The sequence below is a fragment of the Nitratidesulfovibrio vulgaris str. Hildenborough genome (genome assembly GCF_000195755.1).
In the GTDB taxonomy this organism is placed as follows: Bacteria; Desulfobacterota; Desulfovibrionia; order Desulfovibrionales; family Desulfovibrionaceae; genus Nitratidesulfovibrio; species Nitratidesulfovibrio vulgaris.
Genome location: NC_002937.3, coordinates 1,189,356 through 1,216,151, shown reverse-complemented (window position 1 = coordinate 1,216,151; position 26,796 = coordinate 1,189,356). Strand labels below are relative to the sequence as shown.

25 protein-coding genes and 1 tRNA gene are annotated in these 26,796 nt (G+C 64.1%); 18 read left to right on the top strand and 8 right to left on the bottom strand.

Annotated features, from left to right (window positions below; genetic code table 11):
- Positions 1–18: 18 nt before the first annotated feature.
- The gene (locus DVU_RS05260; RefSeq protein ID WP_010938408.1) at positions 19–1,041 is read right to left on the bottom strand and encodes a ParA family protein; all 1,023 of its coding nucleotides are present in this window, start codon (positions 1,039–1,041) and stop codon (positions 19–21) included.
- 232 nt (positions 1,042–1,273) lie between these two features.
- Between DVU_RS05260 and DVU_RS05255 the strand changes: the two genes are divergently transcribed.
- From DVU_RS05255 to DVU_RS05200, 12 genes are all read left to right on the top strand, one after another.
- Positions 1,274–1,606, top strand: a complete 333-nt coding sequence (locus tag DVU_RS05255) for a DUF6848 family protein (protein WP_010938407.1) — start codon at positions 1,274–1,276, stop codon at positions 1,604–1,606.
- 200 nt (positions 1,607–1,806) lie between these two features.
- Complete coding sequence (locus tag DVU_RS05250; protein ID WP_010938406.1) at positions 1,807–4,149, top strand: phage tail tape measure protein; 2,343 nt, start codon at positions 1,807–1,809, stop codon at positions 4,147–4,149.
- Positions 4,146–4,697 carry a hypothetical protein gene (locus DVU_RS05245; RefSeq protein WP_010938405.1) on the top strand — a complete coding sequence of 184 codons (552 nt, stop codon included), beginning with the start codon at positions 4,146–4,148 and terminating at the stop codon, positions 4,695–4,697. Before DVU_RS05250 ends, DVU_RS05245 begins: the two co-directional genes overlap by 4 nt.
- 145 nt (positions 4,698–4,842) lie before the next feature.
- Positions 4,843–5,643, top strand: a complete 801-nt coding sequence (locus tag DVU_RS05240) for a hypothetical protein (RefSeq protein ID WP_010938404.1) — start codon at positions 4,843–4,845, stop codon at positions 5,641–5,643.
- Positions 5,630–6,361, top strand: a complete 732-nt coding sequence (locus DVU_RS05235; RefSeq protein WP_010938403.1) for a baseplate assembly protein — start codon at positions 5,630–5,632, stop codon at positions 6,359–6,361. Before DVU_RS05240 ends, DVU_RS05235 begins: the two co-directional genes overlap by 14 nt.
- Positions 6,358–6,792, top strand: a complete 435-nt coding sequence (locus DVU_RS05230) for a baseplate assembly protein (RefSeq protein ID WP_010938402.1) — start codon at positions 6,358–6,360, stop codon at positions 6,790–6,792. The genes DVU_RS05235 and DVU_RS05230 overlap by 4 nt, the downstream gene beginning before the upstream one ends.
- Positions 6,770–7,951, top strand: coding sequence for a baseplate J/gp47 family protein (locus DVU_RS05225; RefSeq protein ID WP_014524316.1), 1,182 nt, complete (start codon positions 6,770–6,772; stop codon positions 7,949–7,951). The genes DVU_RS05230 and DVU_RS05225 overlap by 23 nt, the downstream gene beginning before the upstream one ends.
- Positions 7,952–8,105: 154 nt before the next feature.
- Positions 8,106–8,762, top strand: a complete 657-nt coding sequence (locus DVU_RS05220) for a phage tail protein (RefSeq protein ID WP_010938400.1) — start codon at positions 8,106–8,108, stop codon at positions 8,760–8,762.
- A gap of 1 nt (position 8,763) precedes the next feature.
- The gene (locus tag DVU_RS05215) at positions 8,764–10,281 is read left to right on the top strand and encodes a phage tail-collar fiber domain-containing protein (protein WP_010938399.1); all 1,518 of its coding nucleotides are present in this window, start codon (positions 8,764–8,766) and stop codon (positions 10,279–10,281) included.
- A gap of 13 nt (positions 10,282–10,294) precedes the next feature.
- Positions 10,295–10,741, top strand: coding sequence for a tail assembly protein (locus tag DVU_RS05210; RefSeq protein ID WP_010938398.1), 447 nt, complete (start codon positions 10,295–10,297; stop codon positions 10,739–10,741).
- A 257-nt stretch (positions 10,742–10,998) separates the two neighbouring features.
- Positions 10,999–11,193 (top strand): Com family DNA-binding transcriptional regulator, encoded by a 195-nt coding sequence (locus DVU_RS05205; protein WP_014524314.1) that lies wholly within the window; start codon positions 10,999–11,001, stop codon positions 11,191–11,193.
- Entirely contained in the window at positions 11,171–11,914 is a 744-nt protein-coding gene (locus tag DVU_RS05200; protein WP_010938397.1) for a DNA-methyltransferase, read from the top strand. The genes DVU_RS05205 and DVU_RS05200 overlap by 23 nt, the downstream gene beginning before the upstream one ends.
- A 271-nt stretch (positions 11,915–12,185) precedes the next feature.
- Here DVU_RS05200 and DVU_RS05195 read toward each other — a convergent pair.
- Together DVU_RS05195 and DVU_RS05190 are read right to left on the bottom strand one after the other, a co-directional pair.
- Positions 12,186–12,261 (bottom strand) — tRNA-Thr (locus tag DVU_RS05195).
- A 72-nt stretch (positions 12,262–12,333) separates the two neighbouring features.
- A complete protein-coding gene (locus tag DVU_RS05190; RefSeq protein WP_014524313.1) occupies positions 12,334–13,077 on the bottom strand; it encodes a UPF0280 family protein in 744 nt (247 codons plus the stop codon).
- A 147-nt stretch (positions 13,078–13,224) separates the two neighbouring features.
- On the opposite strand from DVU_RS05190, the gene argF reads away from it, so the two are divergent.
- The 4 genes from argF to DVU_RS05170 all read left to right on the top strand — a co-directional run bounded on the left by argF (position 13,225) and on the right by DVU_RS05170 (position 17,418).
- Complete coding sequence (gene argF, locus DVU_RS05185; protein ID WP_010938395.1) at positions 13,225–14,127, top strand: ornithine carbamoyltransferase; 903 nt, start codon at positions 13,225–13,227, stop codon at positions 14,125–14,127.
- A gap of 51 nt (positions 14,128–14,178) precedes the next feature.
- On the top strand, positions 14,179–15,369 hold the full coding sequence (locus DVU_RS05180) for an argininosuccinate synthase (RefSeq protein ID WP_010938394.1): 1,191 nt from the start codon (positions 14,179–14,181) through the stop codon (positions 15,367–15,369).
- Positions 15,370–15,372: 3 nt separating this feature from the next.
- Positions 15,373–16,755, top strand: a complete 1,383-nt coding sequence (argH, locus tag DVU_RS05175; protein ID WP_010938393.1) for an argininosuccinate lyase — start codon at positions 15,373–15,375, stop codon at positions 16,753–16,755.
- A gap of 132 nt (positions 16,756–16,887) precedes the next feature.
- Entirely contained in the window at positions 16,888–17,418 is a 531-nt protein-coding gene (locus DVU_RS05170) for an HAD family hydrolase (RefSeq protein ID WP_010938392.1), read from the top strand.
- 189 nt (positions 17,419–17,607) lie between these two features.
- Here the strand turns inward: DVU_RS05170 and DVU_RS05165 are convergent, their stop codons facing one another.
- A complete protein-coding gene (locus DVU_RS05165) occupies positions 17,608–18,969 on the bottom strand; it encodes a sodium-dependent transporter (RefSeq protein ID WP_010938391.1) in 1,362 nt (453 codons plus the stop codon).
- Between the two features lie 217 nt (positions 18,970–19,186).
- Positions 19,187–20,293 (bottom strand): DUF814 domain-containing protein, encoded by a 1,107-nt coding sequence (locus DVU_RS05160; protein ID WP_010938390.1) that lies wholly within the window; start codon positions 20,291–20,293, stop codon positions 19,187–19,189.
- 288 nt (positions 20,294–20,581) lie between these two features.
- On the opposite strand from DVU_RS05160, the gene recA reads away from it, so the two are divergent.
- Both recA and alaS read left to right on the top strand, forming a co-directional pair.
- Positions 20,582–21,655, top strand: coding sequence for a recombinase RecA (recA, locus tag DVU_RS05155; protein WP_010938389.1), 1,074 nt, complete (start codon positions 20,582–20,584; stop codon positions 21,653–21,655).
- A 78-nt stretch (positions 21,656–21,733) separates the two neighbouring features.
- Positions 21,734–24,373: an alanine--tRNA ligase gene (alaS, locus tag DVU_RS05150; protein WP_010938388.1), complete on the top strand. Its 2,640-nt coding sequence runs from the start codon at positions 21,734–21,736 to the stop codon at positions 24,371–24,373.
- Between the two features lie 379 nt (positions 24,374–24,752).
- Here alaS and DVU_RS16770 read toward each other — a convergent pair whose 3' ends face one another.
- Genes DVU_RS16770 through DVU_RS05140 form a run of 3 tightly spaced genes read right to left on the bottom strand, consistent with a single transcriptional unit; the run spans position 24,753 to position 26,523 of the window.
- Positions 24,753–24,929 (bottom strand): hypothetical protein, encoded by a 177-nt coding sequence (locus DVU_RS16770; RefSeq protein ID WP_010938387.1) that lies wholly within the window; start codon positions 24,927–24,929, stop codon positions 24,753–24,755.
- 46 nt (positions 24,930–24,975) lie between these two features.
- Positions 24,976–25,956, bottom strand: coding sequence for a GAK system CofD-like protein (locus DVU_RS05145; protein WP_010938386.1), 981 nt, complete (start codon positions 25,954–25,956; stop codon positions 24,976–24,978).
- A 3-nt stretch (positions 25,957–25,959) separates the two neighbouring features.
- Positions 25,960–26,523, bottom strand: coding sequence for a GAK system XXXCH domain-containing protein (locus tag DVU_RS05140; protein WP_014524312.1), 564 nt, complete (start codon positions 26,521–26,523; stop codon positions 25,960–25,962).
- Positions 26,524–26,796 lie beyond the last annotated feature (273 nt).

Sequence of the window (26,796 nt, the reverse complement as noted above, 5' to 3'; positions counted from 1 at the left end):
GACCATTGCGCCAATATTTTACAACTTTCCTGCAAGCACGGTAATTTCCTGCTGGCATTTTTCAAGGTACTCTTTCCTTATCGCAATTTTCCTTCCGTTTAACGTTTTTCGACCGTGAGTCATCTTAAAAAAGGGTATTCCCTTTGCGAAAGAGATAACGCCTGTTGTTTGAAAATCTCGGATATCAACGAAACCGTCATCGACGTTGTTAAATGTAAAGAAATCAGGGTTTGATTCCCTTATTTCTTTAACATCATTTTTAATCATGGAAAGAACAGCATCATAGGCCGACGCTGATCCCATATACTGTGTTATTCTATTCTTGACCACAAGGTGTACCTTGGGGATTTCCCTATGTTCTGTTTCAAGCTTTGTTTTGAACATGTATGTAGCATATATATCAGAAGGTATTCTCAATCCATATACAAGCGAAAGCGCATTTTGTATTGCTCTGCGAGATGAGTCGTCTGCCATTACTGGCAAAATAATTCTATCTGATGAAGCAAGGGCTATCTGTGTGTATATGGAAAAAGAAGGATTACAGTCTATAAAAACAGTGTCATATGTACCATCGCAAGCATTTATAAAATCTCGAATCCAATCGATAACTTTTATCCATGTATTTGTGCCAGGAATATTATTGTTCGCGAGTGTGTTTATCGCGTTAGATTGGAGTTCGAGAATTGGATCACCACAAAGAAGGTCTATATTTGTGGGCATGTGTTCATTGTAATCACTAACATTGATAATAAAATCATCACAGTCAAAGCGAGGGACATTGTATGGATTTGGAAGTCTTAGTTGAAAGTAACCTCCAAGAGATTTACGTCCTTTCAGATCGTGTAATTCAAGTACGTTATGACTTCCCCCACTCTCAAGTCCTCCTAGCAATAATTCAGACATGTTCGCTTGAGGACATGCGTCGACAATCAGGATTTTCGATGCATGGTGATGTTTTGCGTAACGAGCAACAGTTTGAAATGCGAGGCTTGTCTTACCTGTGCCTCCCTTGTTATTCCAAAAAGCATAAACAACAGTCATGTGTGCCTCCTTGCTTAGCAGAGTTAAAAATAATCAAAGCAAAACATTCACATGCCTTAACGATTAGAATAGAAGATAATCTTTTATCTAGCTGCCTTTATATACTCTTTTTAGTCATTTTCGTCCATATCAATCCACAGCTTTCACAGCTTCCGGCAAGCCCCCTACGCCTCCGTTAGGGTGTCCGCATGGCAGGGCAACCTGCACGCAACACCTTACCGGAGGCCTTCTCATGTCCACCACCCCGAAGCATTCCGACGACGATACGTCCACCCCTGAAACCGGTGGCTATGCCACCTTCGAGCACAGCTGGACAGACCGCTGGGCCGATACAGAGGTGAGCGTCAGCTACCGTTTCCGGCGTCCCACCCCCACGCACATCAAGCGCATGCAGGCCACCGCCCACCGCAACCCGGCACAGGCGGCGCGCGCCCTCATCCTTGACGTCATCCACCCCGACGACAGGGCCACGTTCCAGAGCGACGCAGAGACCTACCCCGGCATCGTCACCACCATGAGTGCGGCCCTCATCAAGGCCGTGGGTCTCGGCGATCTGGGAAACTGATCGACCGCGCCCGGCAGCAGCTTGGCGGGGTCGGCAAGGGCGAGGCGCTCATTCGCCACTGGCTCAACACCGGCCCCGCCGACGATATGGACGCCTTCGCCGAACAGGTGGCGCAGGCGCTGTGGCTCGAAGAGCGCCACAACAGGGTGCTTGCGCGGCTGCACGGCAGCAGGGACGCGGGTTAACAGAAGGGCAACGGCATGGAAGTCTTCAAGGTCTTCGCCACACTCTCCCTCGTGGACATGATCTCCGGGCCGCTCGGCTCCGTCTCCGAGGGGATGGAACTGCTGGGCGGCAAGGTCTCGGCACTGGGCAGCCGCATGGGCAAGCTCGCCGTGGCCATGGCCCCGGTGGCCCTCGCTGCCGGGGTGCTGCTGGGCACACTGGGCCTTGCCGCGCGTGAGGCCATCGCCTTCGAGAGCGCCATGGCAGACGTGGCCAAGGTGGTGAACTTCGAGAGTGCGGGCGAGCTTAAGGCCATGTCTGCCACCATTCTCGACATGAGCACCCGTATCCCCATGGCGGCAGACGGTCTGGCCGCCATCGTCGCGGCAGCGGCGCAAAGCGGCGTGGCGCGGCAAGACCTTACGGACTTCGCGGAACAGGCGGCGAAGATGGGCGTCGCCTTCGACCTGACGGGTGATCAGGCTGGCAAGATGATGGCGGACTGGCGGGCAGGCATGAACCTGACGCTACCGCGCGTCTATGCGCTGGCCGACGCCACCAACCACCTCTCCAACAACATGAACGCCACGGCCCCCGCACTGGGTGAGGTCATCCAGCGCGTGGGCGCGGTGGGCATGGCGGCGGGCCTTTCAGAGACACAGGTGGCGGCCCTTGGCGCGGCCTTCCTCTCTGCCGGTGCATCGCCCGAGATCGCGTCCACGGCACTCAAGAAGTTCACGTCCACGCTGGTGCGTGGTTCTGCGCTCTCCAAAGACGCGCAGGCCGCCTTCGGGGCGCTGGGCTTCTCCGTAACGCAGATGGCCAAAGACATGCAGACCGACGCGCAAGGCACCATCTTCAAGGTGCTGCAAGCCTTGGCGGACAAGCCCAAGGAATTGCAGATGTCGCTGCTCACCGAGATGTTCGGAGAAGAGGCGCTGGGGGCCATCGCTCCGCTTCTGGCCAACATGGGCAATCTCTCGCAGGCGTTCGACCTCGTGGGTGACAGCGCGGCCTACGCAGGCAGCATGCAGGGCGAGTTCGAGGCGCGCAGCCGCACCACAGAGAACGCACTGCTCCTGCTCGGCAACAAGGCCAAGGCCCTGATGATCGTCATTGGCAGCTACTTCCTGCCTGTCATCGGAGCCGTCGCGGACGCCCTTGGGGGTTTCGTCGACATGTTACGGGCAGCCGCCCAGACCGCTGGCGGGGAGTTCGCCCTGAAGCTGGTGGCCGGGGTCTCTGCGGCCATCGTCGCGGCCACGGCCCTGTCGGGTGCGCTCTGGCTACTCTCTGCCGCCGGGCCGATGCTGGCTGCGGCCCTTGCCCCGCTCAAGGCGGCCCTGCTGGGACTCTCGTGGCCCATGTGGGCCATCATCGCCGTGGTGGGTGCGCTGTATCTCGCCTACAAAACAAACTTCGCAGGCATCGGCGATACGCTCCGCCGCTGGTGGCAGACCGTATCGCTGGTGGTGCGCGGTGTCATGGCCGTGTTCTCGACGCTCACCGACGGGGTGGGCGAGATCAGGGGCGAACTGGCCACAGAGATACGTGCCGCCGGGCTTGAAGGACTGGTGGCCTCGGTGGGCAGCGTCGTCTACCGGGTGCAGGCGTTCTTTCGCGGGCTATGGGACGGGGTCTCTGGTGTCGGCGACCGCCTCGCTGTCGTCTTCGGCCCCACGCTCGACCGCCTCGGGGCCGTGTTCGGGCAACTCTTCACGGTGCTGGGCGGCCTTGGCGAAGCGTTCTTCGGGGTGTCGGCAGCCTCGGACGTTTCCGGGTGGGAACGCTTCGGCAACGTCATCGGCTCGGTCGTATGCGGGGCAGTGGAGATCCTCGCCACGGCCTTCACGGCACTGCTGGCCCCCATCGAGATGGCTGCCGGTATGCTCCAGTTCGTGCTCGACCTGTTCAACGGCGTCTCGCTGTTCGATGCGGGGGCCAAGCTGCTGGGCACGTTCGTGGACGGCATCATGTCCATGGTCAGCGCACCGTTCGAGGCCGCCAAGAAGGCTCTGGACATGGTGGGCAAGCTCCTGCCCCACAGCGATGCCGACGAAGGGCCGCTCTCGACCCTCACGGCGTCGGGCATGGCCACGCTCTCGACCATGGGCGAAGGCATGACCGCAGCCGCGCCGGGCTTGCACGACACGCTGGAGACGGCGCTCGGTGATGCCGTCGCGCCGCAGATCGAAGCCCCGGCGACAGCCGACGTGCAGCCGGGCCGCAAGACCGCAAGGGCCGCACAGGGCCGGGGGGTGACCATCACCATCGGCACCCTGAACCTGCCCGGCGTCACCAACGCGCAAGACTTCGTGGCCCAGTTGCAGGACTTCGTTGCCGCATACGACGGCGTTCCCGAAGGGGGACTGGTATGAGCCTGCTGACCTTCGAGGACGGCATGGTGCGCCTTGGCGACACCGCGTTGCCGGGCGTTCTCGTCTCGCAGCGCGTCACCTGCGAGGTGCGCTTCGACGAACAGAAGGTGGACGGGGTCTCCGGCAAGAAGAAGACCCCCCTCGGCTGGGAAGATGCCGACGTGGTGCTGGTGCTCGACCTCGTGAGCGACGACGGGGCCGACTGCTACGACCAACTGGCCGAGGTCAACGCCGCCTTCAGAGGCACCGACAGGCGCACCAACCCCCGCGTGCTGGAGGTGGCCAACCGCCATCTCATGGCGCGGGGCATCCGTCAGGTGGTCTTCTCGCGGCTCGAAAGCGAAGAGCGCGATGTGGACGACACCCTGCGGGTCACGCTCGCCTTCGTGGAGCACAGGCCACCCATCGTGCGCGTGGAAGAGGCCGGGGCCAAGACCCCGCGCCCTGCGGACGTCGCAGCCACCACGCCGGGCGTCACCACCAACCCTGAACCGGAAGCCACGCTCCTCGTGGACGTGGCGGGCAAACGGGCAAGAGGGAGCCGGTGATGGCAAGGCCAGCAGAGGCATGCGCCTGCGGGCAGGAAGCCCGCACGCCGCGCAGCGCGAGCGCAGCCGGAACCGCGTTTCCGGCAAGCGACAGGGCACCCCGTGCAGGAAGCGCGGGTGCCCGTCATCAGGGAGGGAGCAGGTGATGGAGATCACAGGCGTGGACATCCGCGTTCAGGTCGGCACGTTCGAGGCCCTGCGCGCGCCGCGTGCGGAGGTCATCAGCCGCCGCCGGGCCGTGGTCACGCGGGCCGAGGTGGAACTGCCCGACCCGGAAGGAACCCTGCAAGCCGCCATCACCGTGGGGCACGACGTGACGCTGGCCTTCGGCTACCGGGGCGGCCCCATGCAGCAGTTCACCGGTACGGTGGACGGCATCAGGCAGGCCGGGCCGGACTCCGTGACCGTGCTCGCCGCCGGGCGCGAACTGGCGCTCACCCGCACCACGCTCACCGAATCGTTCCACGGCGAACCTGTCGCCACGGTGGCCCGCCGCATCCTTGAGCGAAGCGGCCTGCCCGTGGCCGAGGTCGCGATACCCGACGTGACCCTGCCGCACATCGTCTTCGCCACGGTGCCGCTGTGGCGGGCCGTGCGGCAACTGGCGGAGTCCATCCAGCGCGGGCACGGGCACGATCTTTCACGCCACGCCCTGTGGCTGGGTGCGGCTGGCCTGCGCTGGAGCGCGGGCGACGAACCCGGCCCTCTGTACACGGTGGCCACGGGCGAGAACCTCATCACGCACAACCCTGCGACGGCTCCCGGTGCGCTGTCCGAAGTGGAAACGGTGCTGCTGGCCGGGCTGACGCACTCCATGCAGTTCAGGCTTGAAGATGCCCGGCGGGGTGTCAGCGGGCAGTTCCGTGCGCAAGAGGTGCGCCACGTGCTGACGCCCTCGGGCAACAGAACCCTCATCCGTTACGGAGCAGACCATGGCTGGGCCTAGCAATGGCGGCAATGGCGGCACCGCCAACCTGCTGCAACTCATCCGGCGCGCGGTGGAACTCGCCATGCCGGACTTCCGTCACTACTACCGCATGACCCGCAAGGCCCGCGTGGTGGCGGCCTATGCCAGCGACGGGCGTTACTACGCCGACGTGCAGCCCCTGCGTAACGACGAGAGCGACGACCCCGCAGAACCCGTGGTGCCCCGTGTGGAACTGCCCGTGCTGTGGGGTGGCCCGGAACGTGGCGTGGTGTGCCCGCCCGTGGTGGGGACGTTGTGCGACCTCTCCTACTACGACGGCGACCCCAACTACCCGCGCATCGGCAACATCCGCTGGCAGGGACATGGCGCGCCGCTGGCCGAGGTGGGCGAATTCGTCATTCAACTTGAGAAAGGTGTGGAGATGCGCATCGACACCGGCAAACGCATCGTGTCCATGACCCCGGCGGACTGGCTGGTGCAGGTGGGCGGCAACGCCACCGTGCAGGCCGAAGGCTCCATCACCCTGCAAGCCCCGCAGATCATCCAGCGCGGCAACGTGACGGGCGAAGGGCACAACGGCGGCAAGGGCACGGTGAGCGAGCACGCCGACCGCACCATCACCGGCAGCCTCACCATCAACGGCCCGGTGGCCATCAACGGGGGGCTGTCGGTGGATGGTGACAGCACGGTCAGCGGCAACAGCCACGCGGGCAGCCGAAGCGGGGGCATCATATGACAGGAATATGGGGCCAAGACATCGCGCTCGATGCCTCCGGCCAAGCCCTCGTCGCGGCAAGCGGCGAGTTCATCCTGACCGAAGGCGTGGAGACGGGCCTGCAGGACATCAGGCTCCGGCTGTTCACCCGGCTCGGCACGCTCTTCTACGACAAGGCGTGGGGCAGCCTCATCCACGACTGGATCTTCGACGAGAACACCGAAGCGGCCCGCATCGCCTTCGAGGCCGAGGTCACCCTGCGTGTGGAACTCGACCCGCGCGTGCAGGTGGGTAGCGTGCGCACCAAGGTCTTCCGGTGGGACGAGCGGGCCGTGCTCGCCGAGGTGGCGTGGACGTTCATCGGCGAAGACCAGCCCTTCAACCTCATCCTGCACGCCGACAAGGCCGTGCGCGAACTGGTGGTGAACGATGTCGACCCCACGACTCTCTAAATCCATGGAGCAGATCCGCACTGAACTGTACGCGCGCATGGAGGCCGTGCAGGACGAATACGCCGCCCAAGGCTGGTTGCCCCAGCGCCTGTCCCTCAACAAGGGCATCGCGCGCGGACTCATCGAGCTTTTCGCGTGGGGGCTGTGGCAACTCTACCAGTTGCTGGAACAGGTGCATGGGCAGGCGGTGCCCCTCTCGGCCAGCGGCGACTGGCTCGACATCCACGCCGAACAGGTGGGACTGGCCCGCAAGGAGGCGACACGGGCGCGGGGGCGCATCCTCTTCACCCGTGCCCCCGGCGTCTCTGGCGTCACCGAGAAGCCCAACCTGCGCATCCCCGCCGGGCGCATCGTGCGCACACGGCCCGACGGCAGGGGCGATGTCTACCGCTATGTGACGCTGGCCGATGCCGTCTTGCCCGCCGGGAGCGACACCGTGGAGGTCGAGGTCAGGGCCGAGGAATACGGAGCCGCTGCCAACGCCGCACCGGGGCAGGTGGTGGAACTGGCCACACCCGTGCCCGGTGTCGGGGCCGTCACCAACAGGGTCGGCTGGCTCATCGAGGAGGGAGCCAACGCCGAGCCTGACGCCATGCTCCGCACCCGCTACGCCCTCGCATGGCGCGAGCAGGCCGGGGTCACCGCGGCAGCCTATGCAGCCGCAGCCCTTTCGGTGCCCGGCGTGGTGGGCGTCTACATCGCCGACCAGCACCCCAGAGGCGAGGGTACGGTGGACGTCATCGTGCAGGGAGCCGCCGGGCTGCCCACAGAACAACTGCTCGAAGCCGTGCGCGTGGCACTGGCCGGGCGCATCCGCATCAACCACGACGTGCAGGTCAAGGCACCCACCCCCGTGGAAGTGGATGTGGCCATGCGCATCGAACTGCTCACAGGCGACCCCACCGCCACGGAACAGGCCGCGCGTTCGTGGGTGGAGGCCCTCTTCAGGGGCGACAGGCCCGACATCACGGGCGACGTGCCGGGTTTCGGCATCGGTGCGGACGTGGTGCGCGACCGCATGGCCGCAGGCATCGTCACGCTGCCCGGCGTGAAGCGCATCGTGTGGACGGCCCCCACTGCCGACGTGGACATCCCGCCGCATGGCCTCGCCTCGCTCCGCAACCTGACCATCACCACCGCGTGGGCCGAGGAGGCGTAGCATGTTCAAGGCGATTATTCCCGCCAGCACTGGCACCTCCATCCTCACTCACATGTCAGGCCGCGCAGCGCGAGCACAGCAGGGGCTTTGCCCCGCAAGCGAGAGACCGTACCGCATGGCACATGCGGTCGGTCGGCATGGACGGGAGGCGTAAATGGGTCTCTTCTGGCGCTACTTCCGCGACACGCTGGCATGGCCGTGGCTTGCCACGCCGGGGGCTCTCTGCGTCATCGCCAAGGGGCTTGCCGACACCATGGACGCCGTGCGCGACGACATCCGGTGGATGCGCGACCAGTGGGTGGTGCCGCTGGCGGAGCAGGACAGGATGCAGGGCTATGGGGCGTCGCGCGGTGCGCCGCGCACCCGGCACGACGATGATGCGCGCCACCGCCGCCGGGTGGAACGCGCCTTCGCGTGGCATCGCATGGGTGGCACCGTGGACGGGCTGCCGCAGATCCTCGCCGAATACGGCTACCCCGACGGAAGGGTGCGCAACCTGCGCGATGACGACCCGGCGCAGTGGGCGCACTTCGACGTCGAACTTCTCTCTCCTCCTTCCACAGGTTTCGGCGCGGCGGACATCGATGCGGTACGGTCGCTGGCGAACGAGTACAAACCCGCCCGTTCGGTGCTCGGCAAGGTAGGGTTCACCTTGCGTAGCTCGGCAGGACTCACCGCCGGGGCCGTCATCTCCACCGCCATCATCATGGAGCACCGTGTGGGGGTGGGCGAGGCGGCGTTCCCGCCCGCGCCTCTCCATGTGGGCGCGGGATGCATCCAATACGTCATCATCCAGAGCGAGGTAGCCTGACATGGCAAACGAACTTCAGGGCATGTGGACGGCCAAGGGGCTTGAGAAGCTGGCCCGGCATGCCGCAGGCGGCACGGCCCTCATGCTGCGCGAACTGGCGCTGGGCGACGGGGGCGGCAGCCCGGCCCCGGCCCCCGCGCCATCGTGGACGGCACTTACCCGGCAGGTGTGGCGCGGCATGGTCAACGGCGTGCAGACGTCGCCCGACAATGCCAGTCAGGTGCAGGTCGATGCCGTCATCCCGCTGAACATCGGCGGTTTCTTCATCCGTGAATGGGGCCTGTACGACGCCGAGGGCGACATGGTGGCCGTGGGGGCGCACGCAGAGTTCTACAAGCCCGTCATCAGTTCCGGGGCCAGTGCCGAGATCGTCGAACGCATCCTGCTGCCCATAGCCAACGCCGGGGCCATCACGTTGACCATCGCCTCGCAGGCCGTGGCGACGCAGCAGTTCGTGCAGGCGCAAGTGAAGGCCCATGACGAAAGCCCCACGGCCCACGGCGACATGGTACGCAGGCTGGAGGAGCACACGCACCCCCATGCGACTGAAGACGCGGCGGGGCTGGTGGAGCGCGCCACCGATGCCGAGGCACAGGCCGGAACTGATGGCGAACGCTATGTGACGCCGAAGCAACTGGCGGATGCGTTGAACCGTGTCTCGGGTATGCCCGTGGGCATGCCGTTCTGGTGGCCGGGCACCACGCCTCCGGCGGGCTCGCTGGCCATCCACGACGGCCCGTTGCTGCAACGTGCCGCCTACCCGCAGTTATGGGCCATGGCGCAGGCCAGCGGCAACATCATCACCGAGTCGGAATGGCAGGCACAGGCCGCCGTGCAAAGCTCGGTGGGAGCCTTTTCCAGCGGCGACGGCGCCACCACGTTCCGTTGCCCACGTATGCGTGACTTCGCGCGCGGGGCAGACCCCAGCGGAGGACGGCCTGTGGGGGCATGGCAGCGTGCATCGCGCATCTCTGCAACGGTGCTATATGAAGGAGGCTCCCCCGGTTCGGGCCTGCGTCTCAACGTAGGCGATCTTGACGGGCAACAAACGGTCTCAACCTCCACGGCGAACAGCAGCAGCCCCACCACACAACTCTCCGTGGCCGAAGGGCGGATGCGCCCGCCGTCTGTCAGTTGGCTGCCGTGCATCAAGGCCTTCGACACGGCCATCAACGCCGCTCAGGTGGATATGGCGGTGCTCGCCGCGTCTCTGGCGGGCAAGGTGGATCGCAGCGACTGGGTAGAACTGGTTCCGGGCAAGGCGTGGAAGTTACCTAACGGGTTGATTGTGCAGATCAGCAACACCGGGCCTGTCGGCAACGGTACGTATGTGACCTATCCCGTGGCGTTCCCGAGCGAGGTTCTCGGTGTCTTCCTTTCATGCAGCGTGGGGCAGCAGAGCGGCGTGACCCAGCAATCGTGGGTGCACCACAGTCTGGCCCAGTTCATCTACTACTCGATCAATACGGCGGCAGCCAGCTATCCCATCAACTCCAGATTCCTCGCCATCGGCAGATAAGAGGATACCAGTCATGCAGAGATACCACTCCCCCTCCACCGGAGGCTTCTATCTCGACGGCGTACACTCCGACATCCCCGCTGATGCCATCCCTATCACCGATAGTGAGCATGTCGACCTGACAGACGCTCTGGCGCAGGGGTGCATCATAAAGATGGACGCAGAGGGCCGCCCTTGTGTCGCGCCCGCGCCGGGACAGTCATTGGTCGACGCCAAGGCCGCCAAGCGTGCGGCAATCGCCGCCGGGCACGATGCCGCCCTCGCGGGTGTGGTGGCCATCTCCGACCCCACGCCCACCGTGGTGGCTGTTGAGGCGGCGCTGCTGGCCACCACCGACCCCACCGGGCTGGACTACGCCCGGCAGAAGCTGGCCACACGCCGGGCCGAACTCGAAGCACAGGTCGAAGCCGCGCAGACGGTGGAGGCCGTCACGGCGATAGTGGTGAGCTATCCGGTGTAACCCCAAGCGGGGCGCTCTGTGACAATCACATAGGGAGAACGAGAACGCCCGGTCGTATCCGCATGTAGGAGACACGACCGGGCAACCCGGAGGAACAGGCGGGGGCGCGCTAACGCCCCCACTGGCCCGGTGCGAGAACACCGGCCCACGGCCCCCGGAAAGGCCGACCCCTTCCGGTTCGATCCGCTGCTCCATGGCCCTGATCAGGGGTGCCACGGAACCTAGCAGAACACAGCGGGCCAACACAACCATCCGATATGAGAGAAAACCAGTCCAACCGGGAACTGCGCTGCGGCGTATGTCACCGCCTGCTCGCCAAAGGCGAGGCCATTGAACTTGCCATCAAATGCCCCCGTTGCGGGGCCATGAACCACTTGAGGGCCATGAGTCCCAGTCCGGCAGGCCACGAGCCTCGGAACGGAGCATCCCATGACCCGCATCTTCGACGATGAAAGGCTGACACTGTTGCAAGGCGAATCCCTCGCCATTCTCCGCACTCTGCCGGATGGCTTCGTGGACACGGTGCTCACTGACCCGCCGTATTCCAGCGGAGGCGTCACCATGGCGGCTCGTCAGGCAGACCCGGCGCAGAAGTACCAACAGAGCAACACGAAGCGCACCTATCCCGCCATGCTCGGAGACAACCGCGACCAGCGCAGCTTCACCCTGTGGGCTACGCTGTGGCTCTCGGAATGCTGGCGCGTGGCAAAGGATGGGGCACGCATCATGGTCTTCACAGACTGGCGGCAACTGCCATCCATGACGGACGCCCTGCAAGCCGCAGGGTGGATGTGGAGAGGGGTGGTCACATGGCATAAACCCAGTGCCAGACCCAGCCTTGGCGACTTCAAGCGCGATGCCGAGTACGTCATCACCGGCAGCAAGGGGAAGCCGATCATGCACAGCCGCAAGTGCCCGCCGGGGGTGTACAGCCATAGCGTGAACACCGCCCGCAAGATCCACCTCACAGAAAAGCCGGTGGCGTTGCTCGAAAACCTGCTGGACATCACCGCGCCGGGCGGACTCGTGCTTGACCCGTTCGCGGGCAGTGGCAGCACTGGTGTCGCCTGCCTCAACACCGGACGGCGCTACCTCGGCATCGAACTGTCCAAGGAGTATCACCAGAGGGCCTGCGAGAGGCTCGCAGCCCACCAGCAGGCGGTCGGGAGCTAGGCCACAAAAAAGCCCCCTGAAGGCATCACCTTCGGGGGGCTTCTACGATGGCCAACTTCGCGCACGCGCGCGTTGCAACGCTTATGCCTGTCACGACAGATGAGAAAACAGCTTTCTCAACTTGCGTGACGCATTTTCTCAACTTGGGTGACACCCCACAGCCAAAGGGGTCGAGCGGGTACAAATAAGGCTTTCTTCGCATCCGGGTAGCAACAGGGAGCAGAACGCATAAAGGCGCCACCCGCCTTGACGGGTAACGCCTTGAAATCTCTGGAGCCAGCTGGGAGAATTGAACTCCCGACCTACTGATTACGAATCAGTTGCTCTACCATCTGAGCTAAGCTGGCATTCGAGGAGGCGTAGATACGCCCAACGTCAGGAACAGTCAAGCGCAAAGTGCCGTCACGTTGTGTGATGCCTCACGCCACCGCAAGTTCCATGTCGCCCCATATGCCGATACGCCCTCCGCACTGGGCGTACACGCCCTCGATGCCTATGGAGGCAAGCTGCGCGGCACGTTCCGTGACCGCCGCCACGTCGTCGGCGCGGCGAAGCATATTGCCGAAGGCGGTGGCGGCTGCGTCGGCAAGGCTGGCGTCGCGGGCACGCACCACAGCAAGGTCGCCGTCGCCGAGGCTCAGCGAATGTCCGATACGCGCCGACGACCCGCACAGCGAGACGGGTGCTGTCCCGGCACGGACGAGTATGCCAACCATGTCGCCGCTTGCCGGGTCGGGCAGGATGCCCACCACCCTGTCACGTTCCGAGTACAGATACAGGTCGCCCCCGTTCTCGACGATGAGTTCGGGCGATACGTCAACGAACCGTTCCGCCACCATCTGCGCTATGGTTCCCGCCACCGCGGCGAAAGGCCCCACGCCGACAAGCCGCGCCCCGTGGGCCATGCGCCGCACCACTTCCGGCGCACCCTCGGGCACCTCGACGGGAACGAGGCTGTGCCTGAACGCAGGCTGGAACTCCATCCACACTTTGAGCTGTGCACGCAGTTCACCCACATACGCCGCCATCGGCGTAGCGAGCTCGGCAAGGGCCGTGACCCTGAGGTCCGTCTCCTCGACGACGACCTGAAAGACGGTCTCGCCTTCTCGTCGGGCACAGCGGTTGCGGTAATCGCGGACGGGTGATGTGTGGACGTGCTGCATGGGCATCTCCGAAGGTGGCGCACGGGCGCATCCCCTGACGGGATGCGGTATGCCGGGGCGGCCCGCGTGCGGCTTTACAACGTCAGGCTTTGGTTCTATGGATTTTCCTTTCGGAAGTCGATGCTACTCGCAACAAAGGATGTACCGATGCCGAAGCATTTCACGAGAATCAGGGATCTTGGCTTCGAAGGCGCATGGAAGGTGCTGGAGCGGGCCAAGGAGATGAAGGATACGGGCTACCGTGGCCGCACGCTCGAAGGAAAGGTAGCGACCCTCATTTTCGAGAAGGCTTCGACGCGAACCCGCATCTCGTTCGAAGTGGCGGTACGCCACCTCGGCGGAACCACCATATTCATGACGCCCGCCGAAAGCCAGCTTGGCCGTTCCGAGCCCCTGCGCGACACGGCGCGCGTGATTTCGCGCTACACCGACTGCATGATCGTCCGCACCTTCGGGCAGGCGAAGATCGACGAACTCGCGTCGTTCGGCTCCATTCCCGTGGTCAACGCACTCACCGACGAGGGGCACCCCTGTCAGGTGATGAGCGACGTGCTGACCATGTACGAGCGCACCCCCGACCTTTCACAGGTACGCGTGGCGTGGATAGGCGACGGCAACAACATGGCCAATTCGTGGATCGAGGCCGCCATGTACTTCCCGTTCGAGCTGTTCATGGCCTTCCCCGAAGGCTACGAACCGGACCGCCAGCTCCTTGGGCTCGCCCTCGAGGCCGGAGCCAAGATATTCCTCACCCGCGACCCGCACATGGCCATCGACGGCGCTCACTATGTGAACACCGACGTCTGGGCATCCATGGGGCAGGAAGAGGAGCAGAAGCGTCGCGAGGCGGCCTTCAAGGGCTTCTGCATCGACGGCGCCCTCATGGGGCGCGCACACCCCGACGCCAAGTTCATGCACTGTCTCCCCGCACACCGCGGCGAGGAAGTCACCGACGAGGTCATGGAAAGCCCCGCCTCCATCGTATGGGACCAGGCGGAGAACAGGCTGCACATGCAGAAGGCCATTCTGGAGTGGGTCTTCACCGAATAACAACGTCGGCCCGCCCCCGGCGGGCCGTCTCATTTCAAGAGGTCAAACGCTATGTCCGGTATCAAGAAGGTCGTTCTCGCCTACTCTGGCGGTCTCGATACGTCCGTCATCCTGAAGTGGCTCGCCGTCACCTATAACTGCGAAGTGGTGACCCTCACCGCCGACCTCGGTCAGGAAGAGGACCTCGACGGCGTGGACGACAAGGCCATGCGCACGGGAGCCTCCCGCGCCTACGTCGAAGACCTGCAGGAAGAGTTCGCCCGCGACTTCATCTTCCCCATGATGCGCGCCGGGGCGGTCTATGAAGGCCGCTACCTGCTGGGCACCTCCATCGCGCGCCCGCTCATCGCCAAGCGCCTTGTCGAGATCGCTCGCGCCGAAGGCGCGCAGGCCGTGGCCCACGGCGCCACCGGCAAGGGCAACGACCAGGTGCGCTTCGAACTGGCAGTGAACGCCCTCGCACCCGACCTGCGCGTCATCGCGCCGTGGCGAGAATGGGACCTGCGCTCGCGCACGCAGCTCAACGCCTTCGCCGAAGAGCACGGCATCCCCATCTCCAGTTCGGCCAAGCAGTACAGCATGGACCGCAACATGCTCCACTGCAGCTTCGAGGGCGGCGAACTTGAAGACCCGTGGAACGAACCCGGCCCCAACAGCTACGTCATGGCCGTTCCCATGGAACAGGCCCCCGACGAGGCCGAGTACATCAGCATCGACTTCGAACACGGCAACCCCGTGGCCGTGAACGGCGAACGCCTCTCGCCCGCCGCGCTGGTCAAGAAGCTCAACAGCATCGGCGGACGTCACGGCATCGGCCGTCTCGACATGGTCGAGAACCGCTTCGTGGGCATCAAGTCGCGCGGCGTGTACGAGACCCCCGGCGGTACGCTCATCCACATCGCCCACCGAGACCTCGAAGGCATCTGCATCGACCGCGAGACCATGCACCTGCGCGACGCCATGCTGCCCCGCTACGCCGCAGCCATCTACAACGGCTTCTGGTTCGCCCCCGAACGCGAGGCCATGCAGGCGATGATCGACGTCTCGCAGCAGCGCGTCACCGGCACCGTGCGCCTGAAGCTGTACAAGGGCAATGCGTGGCCCGTGGGTCGCCAGTCGCCCAACACCCTCTACTGCCACGACCTCGCCACCTTCGAAGACTGCGCCACCTACGACCACAAGGACGCGGCAGGCTTCATCAAACTGCAGGGTCTGCGCATCCGCGGTTACAAGAAGGGATAGCCCATGGCCGAAAAGAAGATGTGGGGCGGACGCTTCAAGCAGGGTACCGCCACCCTCGTCGAGGAGTACACGGAGTCGGTCTCGTATGACCGGGCCCTCTACGCGCAGGACATCGCGGGCTCCATGGCACATGCGCGGATGCTCGCCCGTCAGGGGGTGCTCACCGCCGAAGAGGCGGCCATCATCGTGGATGGCCTCGCCACCGTGCGCTCTGAAATCGAAGCGGGCAGCTTCGTCTGGCGTCGCGAGTTCGAAGACGTCCATATGAACATCGAGAACCGCCTGACCGAACTCGTCGGCGACGTGGGCAAGAAACTGCACACGGGACGCAGCCGCAACGACCAGGTCGCGCTCGACTTCAGGCTCTTCGTCTCCGACAGGGTGCGCGTATGGCGCGAACTCGGGCGAGACCTCGTGGGCGTCATCGTCGACCAGGCACGCCAGCACACCGCCACCCTGCTGCCCGGCTGCACCCACATGCAGCCCGCACAGCCCGTGAGCCTTGCACAGCACCTGCTGGCCTACGCGTGGATGCTGCGCCGCGACATCGACCGGCTTGAAGACTGCGACAAGCGCGCCCGCGTCTGCCCTCTGGGGGCGGCGGCGCTCGCCGGAACGACCTATCCGCTCGACCCCGCATCCGTCGCCGACGAACTGGGCATGTACGGCACCTTCCGCAACAGCATGGATGCCGTCTCTGACCGCGACTTCGTTCTGGAGGCCCTGTTCGACGGGTCGGTGATCATGGCGCACCTCTCGCGCCTGTGCGAAGAGTTCATCCTGTGGGCCAATCCGGCATTCGGCTACATCTTCCTGCCTGACGCGTACGCCACGGGCTCGTCCATCATGCCCCAGAAGAAGAACCCCGACGTGGCCGAACTCATGCGCGGCAAGACGGGGCGGGTCTACGGTGCACTCACCACCATGCTCACCACGGTCAAGGGACTTCCCATGACCTACAACCGCGACCTTCAGGAAGACAAGGAACCGTTCATCGACGCCGACCGTACCGTCAGCGCGTCGCTTGAAATCATGGCCGGAATGCTGCGGGAAGTGCGCTTCAACACCGCACGGATGCGCACGGCCCTGCGTTCCGGCTTCCTGAACGCCACCGAACTTGCCGACTACCTCGTGGGCAAGGGCATCCCCTTCCGTGAGGCACACCACCTTACCGGGGCTGCCGTGGCGCTTGCCGAAGAGAAGGGTGTGACCCTCGAAGAGCTTCCGCTGGAAGACTACCGGGGCATCTGCGACCGCATCGACGAGGACGTGTACCCCATCCTCGAACCTGAAGCCGCCGTCTCGCGTCGCGAGACCCCCGGCGGTACCGGGCCGCGTTCGGTGGCAGCCCAGATCGCCGAACTCGACAGCTGGCTCGGCCGCTAGCTGCCCAAGGCTGCACACGTCCGCCACGGGCAATGAAGAGTTGCCGAGGGCCGTTCCGCAAGGGACGGCCCTTTCACTTGACCGTACGCGAAAGACGTAGCAGTGATACAGAAAGGGGAGAGAGGAGAAACCATGCCCGACGTTCCATCGCATCCGTCATCATCTACGCATGACAAGGTACTGCTCTTCGACTGGGGCGGTACGCTCATGCGTTCCATGCCCCGGTGGCAGGGGACATCTGCCGGATGGACCCGTGAAGAGGCCATCCCCCACGCACCCGAGACATTGCACTGTCTCGCCACAGGCTGGCGCATGGGCCTCGCCTCCAACGCCTGCGAATCCGACGAAGACCCCATTCGCGCATCCCTCGACACCATCGGCATCGGAAATCTCTTCGAGCACATCTTCACGTGGCGCAGTGTGGGCAGTCCCAAGCCATGGGGCCCCTTCTGGAGTCATGTCCTGCGCAACCTGAAGGTGGCGCCCGCGAGGGTGGTCATGGTCGGTGACGACTGGATGGGCGACGTATGGGGCGCCCGACAGGCGGGGCTGTGCGGCGTATGGTTCAACCCGCATAGCGACGAAGTGCGTGAACGCGAAGGCGTTCGCACCATACACGACTTCAGGTCACTGCCTGACGTCCTCGCAGACCTCGGTTTCTAGCCACCTTCACGTCGCCCCCTCTCCTTTCGCCGGCGAAGAGGGTCTGCCATCGCCCGGGGACGGGATACAGGCCATTCAATGACAGACCATGCATATGACAAGGCCCCCGGTTCTCACCGGGGGCCTTCGTATCTGGAGTGTCCGCCTGCGCCCAGCGCCCCAATGACGCCGGAATGCGGACGGAATGGCCTAGAAGAGCTTCAGGCCGTTGAGCAGCACGATGGTGACAAGCACGGGGCTTACCCACTTCACCACGAACAGGAAGCCGGAGACCACAGCGGCATTGTCGAGATGACCGCCGTTGCTCAGAAGTTCGCGGGTACGCTTCGAACCCCACACCCAACCGGCGAAGATGCAGATGAAGATACCGCCCACGGGCAGCAGGATGTTGGACGACACGAAGTCGTACAGGTCGAACATATTCAGTCCGAACATCTTGAAGTCGCCCAGCACGCTCATGGACAGCGTGGCAGGGGCACCCATGACGCCAAGCACCAGTGCAGTGCCGATGGTGGCCTTGGCACGCGACATCTTGAACTCTTCCACGAGCCACGCCACGGGCACTTCGAAGAGCGAGAGCATGGCGCCGGTGGCGGCGATGGCAGTGAGGCAGAAGAAGATGACGGTGAACAGCTGACCACCCGGCATGGACGCAAAGACCGCAGGAATGGTCATGAACAGCAGGCTGGGCCCGGCCGAGGGCTCGAAACCGAAGTTGAACACCGCCGGGAAGATGGCGACACCCGCGAGGATGGAGATGGACAGGTCGCACAGCATGACGCGGGCGGCGGTGACGGGGATGTTCTGGTCGTCACGGAAGTAGCTGCCGTAGGTGGTCATGGTACCCATGCCGATGGACAGCTTGAAGAAGGCGAGGCCCAGCGCCATGAGAATGACCCCACCCGTGATCTTGGAGAAATCGGGCGTGAAGAGGAAGGCCAGACCTTCCGCAGCCTTGGGCAGCGTCAGGCTGCGCGCACAGACGACGCACAGCAGGAGCAGCAGCACAGGCATGAGAATCTTGGTGGTGCGCTCGATACCCGAAGAGACGCCGCCGAGGATGATGGCACTCACAAGGGCCAGCACTATCCACTGCCACATCAGCGACTGCGTGGGGCTGCCGACGAGGGCCACGAAGGCCTCCTTGGCGACCGCGGGGTCGGTGGTGGCGATGCTGCCGCTCATGGCCTTGAAGATATAGGCGAAGACCCACCCGGCCACATCAGTGTAGAAACCCATGATGAGCACGGCCGCGATGACACCGGAGATACCGATGAGCGACCACGGCTGCCCCTTGGGGCCGAGTTCACGATAGGTGCGCACGGCGTTGGCCTTGGCCTTGCGCCCCAGCATGATCTCGGAAATCATGACAGGCAGACCCACCAGCAGCGTGGCTATGATGTACACAAGAAGAAAGGTGGCCCCACCGTTCTGCCCGGTGAGTGCCGGGAACTTCCAGATGTTGCCGAGGCCGACTGCGGAACCGAGCGTGGCCGCGAGTACGCCGAGGCGAGTCGCGAAACCATCGCGTCCAGAAGTCTGTTGTGCCATTCGTTTATCCTTCGTTAAAGGGGGAGTCCCGGCGCAGGCGAGTGTCCGGGCAGACTCTGGTTAAACGTGAAGTCCCGCGTTTTCAAGCCTTTTTTTAAAAGTAACCCACCACTTACATTCGTTTGCCTGACGGTTGCACACCGTATACCCAAGCTGGACAAAAGAAAGCGGCGCATCCCCTGCCGGGACACGCCGCCACATTTCTCATGACTGAAGGCTATTCCGCCTCGCCGTCGCGACCATCGTCCGGGGTCGCATGTACGGGCAGGGCGCGCGCTCGCGCATCGGCCCTGATGGCCTCCCGCACCACAGGCCACTCATCCTCGGCCCAGCCGAGAACCGTTGCTCGGGCGGGCATCACCTGCACCTCGCGCACCGTCTCGCCGCACGTCACGCGAACAGCGACAGCGATGCCGTCCCGCACGGCCTTGGGTGAGAACGACGCCACGAACGACGCGGCGTCGCACACGACCTCTTCCGACCACGGTTGTCCGTTGAACTGACGTCCCACGGCCAAGGGGCCCGGGTAGCCCACGACCTTGAAACGCAGGTCACCCGGAAAGGCGAAGCGCTCCAGCGCCTCGTTGTCCTTCTGGTGGCGGCCGATGGAGAGCCAGTGGGCCCCCTGCCAGTATTGCCGCCCGATGTTCGAAAGCCGGAACTCGGCGGCGGTGACGGTGGGCGCATGCACGAGCACGGGCCAGTAGCGACGCGCGTTCTCGCGTTCGGCGAGCTTGCAGCCACCCGCGGGGGTCGGAATCTCCTCAAGTGCGAAACGCTCGGCGAGTGCCATCTGTTCCTTGCGTCCCCGCCCGGAGATGGCAAGCAGACGTTCGCGGTCGACCATCCCGGAAAGCTCGAAGGGGGTGGGGTCGAGCAGCTTTGCGCTGAGGGGGCGCAGCAACAGGTCGCGCACCTCGGCATCGCGCCTGATGACGTTGAGCGTGTCACGCCGCTGCGACATGGGGCGCTGTCCGAGCACCTCGCCCGTGATGATGAACGTGGCACCGTATTGGGTCATCAGTTCACGCGCACGGCGCAGCATGAGAATCTTGCAGTCGACGCACGGGTTCATGACCTTGCCGAACCCGTGCTGCGGGCGTTCGGCGAGCATACGGGCGAAATCGTCGCTCACGTCGACCGTGGTGATGTCCAGGGCATATATCGAACGCCAGCGGCGCACCTGAGAAGGCTTGCCGAAGAAGGGAGAGACGAAGTGCAGGCATTTGACGCGCAGTCCCTGCTCTTCGACGAGCTTGACGGCGAGGATGCTGTCGAGCCCACCCGAGAGCAGCGCTACGGCATGGTAGTGTTGCGTTTCCATGGGCGTGACATAAGCGGTGCGCGGGCACAAGGCAACCCGTTTCATGACCGGGCGACCATGGGCCTCGTCAGGACATGCCCGCAGGGACGTGCACCACAGCCCGAGACCGGGGTCGCTGCACCATACCTGCGGCGGACGGGGCGAAAGCAAAGCCGCACGGATGCCCCCCGCGCCCCTGCCCGTCCGCATACCCGCGCGCCCACTGCCACAACGGGAGCGTTGCCCCGTCTGCCCCGTTCTGGTATGCCCATCTCGCTCACGCACATCCTTACATGGAGAAAACAGCACATGGCGAAGAAACCGAGCCTCAGCCCCGAAGAGATGCGCCGCGAGGCATTGGAGACCGCTCTTAGCACCATCGAGCGGAAGTACGGTCTGGGGGCGGTCATGAAACTGTCCGACGAGGCGCATGTCGCCATCCCCGTCATCCCCACCGGTTCCATCGGCCTTGACCTCGCACTGGGCGTAGGTGGCGTTCCGCGCGGTCGCGTGACGGAAATCTACGGCCCTGAATCCTCGGGCAAGACCACGCTGACCTTGCACATCATCGCCGAAGCCCAGAAACGCGGGGGTACGGCGGCGTTCATCGACGCCGAACATGCGCTCGACGTGGCCTATGCCCGCCGTCTTGGCGTCAACACCGAAGAGCTGCTCATCTCGCAGCCCGACTTCGGGGAACAGGCTCTCGACATCGCCGACATGCTCGTGCGTTCTGCGGCGGTCGACCTTGTGGTCATCGACTCCGTCGCCGCGCTCATCCCGCAGGCCGAACTCGAAGGCAGCATGGGCGACACGCAGGTGGGCGGTCAGGCGCGCCTCATGTCGCACGCACTGCGCAAGCTCACCGGCACCATCCACAAGTCGCGCACCGCCGTCATCTTCATCAACCAGATACGCATGAAGATCGGCACCATGGGCTACGGCAGCCCCGAGACGACCACCGGCGGCAACGCACTCAAGTTCTACAGTTCCGTCCGTATGGACATCCGCAAGATACAGACCCTCAAGGACAAGGAAGAGGTCTACGGCTCGCGCACCCGGGTCAAGATCGTGAAGAACAAGGTCGCCCCGCCCTTCCGCGAGGCCCTGTTCGACATCCTCTACGGCACCGGCATCTCGCGCACCGGTGAAATCATCGACCTCGGTTCCGATGCGGGCATCATCGACAAGAGCGGCTCGTGGTTCGCCTTCGGTTCAGAGAGACTGGGCCAGGGCAAGGAGAACGTCCGCGCCCTTCTCGAAGAGAACGCCCCCCTGCGCGAGGCCATCGAAGCCAAGCTCATCGAACACCTTGGCATGACTCCCACCAAATTCGCCTCATCAGGCGAAGAGCCCGCCAACGACGAAGAGAACGACCTCTAGAACTCATACCGCGCGCCGCCCCTCTCGCCGGGGGCGGCGTTCGCATGCCCTGTGCATCGCTTTACAGGAGAACTCAACGTGATCACCGCCAACGAAATACGTCGCCGGTTTCTCGAATTCTACAAGGCCCACGGCCATGAGGCAGTGCGTTCGTCGTCGCTCGTCCCCAAGGACGACCCCAGCCTGCTGTTCACCAATGCGGGCATGGTGCAGTTCAAGAAGATTTTCCTCGGGCAGGAGAAGCGCGCCTACTCGCGTGCCACCACCTCGCAGAAATGCCTGCGTGTCGGCGGAAAGCACAACGACCTTGAGAATGTGGGCCGCACGGCGCGCCATCACACCTTCTTCGAGATGCTGGGCAACTTCTCGTTCGGCGATTACTTCAAGGAAGACGCCATCAAGTTCGCATGGAAGTTCCTCACCGAAGAGCTGAAGCTTCCCAAGGAACGCCTCTACGCCACCGTCTTCCGCGACGACGACGAGGCCGAACAGCTGTGGCTGAAGCACTCCGACATCCCGGCCGAACGCATCTACCGCATGGGCGAGAAGGACAACTTCTGGTCCATGGGCGACACCGGGCCATGCGGCCCCTGCTCGGAGATCCTCATCGACCAGGGCGAGCACATGACCTGCGGCCCTGATTGCGGCATCGGCAAGTGCGATTGCGACCGGTTCCTCGAAATCTGGAACCTCGTCTTCATGCAGTACGACCAGGACGCCACGGGCAAACGCGAACCGCTGCCCAAGCCCTCCATCGACACCGGCATGGGCCTTGAGCGCATCACCGCCGTGTGCCAGGGCGTGTTCTCGAACTTCGACACCGACATCTTCCAGGCCATCATCCAGTACACCTGCGGGCTGGCGAACGTCTCGTACCGTTCCGACGACGAGACGGACACGGCACTGCGCGTCATCGCCGACCACAGCCGCGCCATCGCCTTCATGATCACCGACGGCATCCTGCCCTCCAACGAGGGACGCGGGTACGTGCTGCGCCGCCTCATCAGGCGTGCCTACCGCTTCGGCAGGCTCATCGGCCTCACCGACACGTTCCTGCACAAGACGGCCCTCAAGGTCGTCGACATCATGGGTGACGACTACCCCGAACTGCGCGAGAACAGCGACTTCATGGCGCGCGTCGTGCGTGAAGAGGAAGACCGCTTCAACCGCACCCTCGACAAGGGCCTGTCCATGCTCGAAGACGAGCTGGCCACCCTGTCCGCCTCCGGCGCGGCTCACGTCCCGGGCGATATCGCCTTCCGCCTGTACGACACGTTCGGCTTCCCGCTCGACATCGTGAACGACATCGCCGAGAAGCGCGGTTTCAGCGTCGACGAGGACGGCTTCAAGGCCCTGATGAAGGAGCAGAAGGAGCGCGCCAAGGCCGCGTGGAAGGGGTCGGGCGAGAAGGACATCGCCAGCCGCTTCCAGCCGTTGCTCGAAGAGGGCATGCGTAGCGAGTTCATCGGCTACGACCACCTCTGCGGTGAAGGCCGCATCGTGGCCCTCATGGACGAACACGCCCTCGCCGTCGAGAGGCTCGCCGCCGGGCAGAAGGGCTACCTCGTGACCAACCGCACTCCCTTCTACGGTGCGTCGGGCGGTCAGTCCGGTGACATCGGCACCATCGCCTCGCCTTCCGGCAAGGTGCGTGTCGTCGACACCATCAAGCCCTCTCCCGAACTGGTCGTGCACCATGTCGAGGCTGTCGAAGGCGACATCCTGCTCGACCAGGAAGTCGACCTGACCGTCACTGAAGACGACCGTGTGGCCTCTGCCCGCAACCACACCTGCACCCACCTGCTCCATGCCGCCCTGCGCCGCGTGCTGGGCGACCATGTGAAGCAGGCCGGTTCGCTGGTGGCCCCCGACAGGTTGCGATTCGACTTCACCCACATCGCCCCCATGACACCGGAGGAACTCGCCGCCGTCGAGCGCGAGGTCAACCGTGTCATCATGGCCGACATCCCCCTCGAAACCGACCACATGCACTACGACGACGCCGTCAAGCGCGGGGCCATGGCCCTGTTCGGCGAGAAGTACGGCGACGAGGTTCGCGTCGTCGCCATTGCCGACGAATCGGTCGAACTGTGCGGCGGCACACACCTGAGGGCCACCGGACAGGCCGGACTCTTCCTCATCGTCTCCGAAAGCGGCGTCGCTGCCGGGGTTCGCCGCATCGAGGCCCTCACGGGCTGGAATGCGATGCATGCCGTCTTGGCACAGCGTAGCGAACAGGCCCAACTCTCGGCCATGCTCAAGGCACGCCCGGGCGAAATCGTATCCCGCGTCGAGTCTCTCCAGAAGGAGAACCGCACCCTGCGCAAGGACATGGAACGTGCTGCCGCACAGGCCACATCCGGTCAGGGACGCAACATCATGGATGAGGCGACCGATGTCGCCGGAGTGAAACTGCTCGCCGCCAAGGTCGAGGTACCCAACGTCAAGGCACTGCGCGACCTCATGGACGACGTGCGCTCCAAGCTGGTCTCCGGCATCGCCTGCCTCGCCGCGGTGGATGGCGATAAGGTTCAGCTCATCATCGCCGTCTCCAAAGACCTTCAGACCCGCTTCACCGCCCCGCAACTGATCAAGGACGTGGCAGCGGAAGTCGGCGGTTCCGGTGGCGGGCGCCCCGACATGGCACAGGCGGGCGGCACCAACCCCGCTGGTATCGACGCCGCATTCGCCAAGTTGCGTTCGCTCATCGGCGGCTAACGCCTCCGGCGACGCCTTCCCTCTGTGGACACGGGCCCCGCATCATGACGATGCGGGGCCTTTCATATGCTGCCCCATCCGATGAGGACGGGACGGGACGTATGACGACACTCCCGAGGATTCTCATGCCAGACTCATAGGCACAACAACGAGGCGAATCATGCCGTAGCTGCATCGCAGACACCGCCAACGACATCACGCGACACTCCGGCATGTTGCATTCCGGCTGACGACACGAAAGAGGGCGATACACCTCTGCCCCCGGCCCACAGCCGCAAGACGACTGTCGTTCCGCAGAGGCGTTGCCCGTGTCAGGCTCATTCAGGCTTCAGGGGAAGGGGCAGGTCTGAACACATGTCGCCGCAGCCGCCACGCGGCCCTATGCCATGCCATCATCCTTGCGGGCAGCGAGTTCAAACAGCGCTTGTGCCACCAGCTTCGGGGCATGGGCACTGGCGCCGTCATCTATGAGAGGACGGTCGATGATCGTCACACCCTGCGCCCTGATGCCTTCGGCATCAAGCCCGCCCCGGTATTCGCCCGACCTCGTGTCCACAAGCACGGATTGCAGAAGTTGCGACGCGGGCGCATCACTCCCCGCATCACGCCGGGAGAGTCGCCAGCAGCACCGCCACGGCAGCCGCCACGCTCATGCCGAGTTGCTCTGGGTCGTCCCCCACATTGGGAATGTAGACCTTGGGACAATCGGCCTGTGCCACGCAACCTCCCACGCCGACGGGCAGGAGGTTCGCCACGACACTCGTCCAGAAGCTGCCCATGGGGTAGCAGATGAGGTCTGCCGTGGCGATATAGGTCGCCGCGAGGGGCGAGAGGGGCGAACGGTATTCCTCCACGGTTTCAGCGCCCGCGGCAGGCAACCTTCGCGTGATGGCAAGCCTGCGGATGGGCGAGGCTATGGCGGGGGCATCCTTACCGGTTATACGATGCTGCCCGACGATGACCGACCCGTCGGCAAGCTCAGCCATCAGGTGGAGGTCCTCATGCACCGTGGGCAGGACAACCCCCCGCACGCGCAAAAGACGCGAAAGGAAAAGCAGCACCGGTTCAAGGCGCCTGCCATGATGCAGAAAGCCCCCTGCCATGATGAGATTGCCGAGGCTCGCCCCTCTGGGGTCGAAGGCCTCGGGCATCTGCTCGAGGAAATAGCGCAGGTGCACGCGCAAAGCCTCGCCGAACACCCGCGGAACGCCACGCCACACGGCATCACGCGCTGACGCCATGCCATAGAGTGTCTGCAGCAATGCCTGTCTGTCACCGTCGCGGGGGAGGCGCATGTTGCAGATATCAAGCACCGACGATGGCACCACTCGACGATCGGCAAGTGCCAGAAGCCTGTTACGCAGGTCGCCCACCGCAGGCATGGCGATGCAGCTGCGCAGCATGGCTGAACTGCCACCCGAATCGAAAGGGGTGACCAGATGCACCGAATTGTGGGTATGGTCGATGAGTTCGCGACTCAGCCCACGTAGCGCTGTGCCGCCTGTGAAGAACAGCAGGCGGGGCCCGAGTTCAGGCGGGGTCTCATCGCTCTCGAAAGGGTGCGGGATGCTGGGGAACGGCATGGGTCACCTGTACCGGGCATGGCAACGGCGTCGATGGGCTTCCAGCGCATCGAGCGCGGCGCGACCCGCCTCGTGGTCACCGCCCCGGACGGCTTCCGCAAAACGATGGGCCTGTGCAAGGAACGCCGAAAAGGTCTCGCTTCCCCTGCCATCGAGTTCGGTCATGCGACGGCATGCGGCGATGAATCGCTGCACTGTCGGCTCATCGGGGAACACTCCGGTCTCGGCAGCCTCGCGCAGCTGGTGAAAGGCCTTGGCCAGCCATTTCTTGAACGAACCGTACTCGGTGGGAAGTGCCGCCACGGCAAGGTGAGAGAACCTGTCCTCATCGAAAGGACCGTCATCCACTGCTGGGACAGCGAAAGACATGGGCTCGACATCAGGGATGTCATCCTCATGCCCTGCCCCGCCGCCCAGCCCGTCAAGCTGCAGGGTCACGCACGGCAGACAGGTTCCTTCGTCTTCAAGCGTCTTGGGGTGCATGCCGCCGGGTTCGAAGCACGAACCGCCCGAGTCCGGCTTCGCCCCTTTTCCGCCTGCACCTGAACGGCGTTTGTCATGTTCCATGCTGCGGAAGATAGCACAGGGGGCGTTGTATAGGAAGCTTCGCCCATACGCCGCCGACACCGCACGGGCACGCGTTCGTGCATGTGGCATGGCGGGGTAATGGGAGCGCGCAGGGAGAGGGACTCGCCCGCCTTGCCCCGCCTGTTGTGCGCGAGTGCCTGACGAGGCGACACGGCAACCACGCATGCGCTATGATCGTCCCCTGCTCTTTCGCCACACGGCCTGCCGACCTGTATCACTGCAAAGGCGCACGGGAGACGTGCGCCTTTGCAG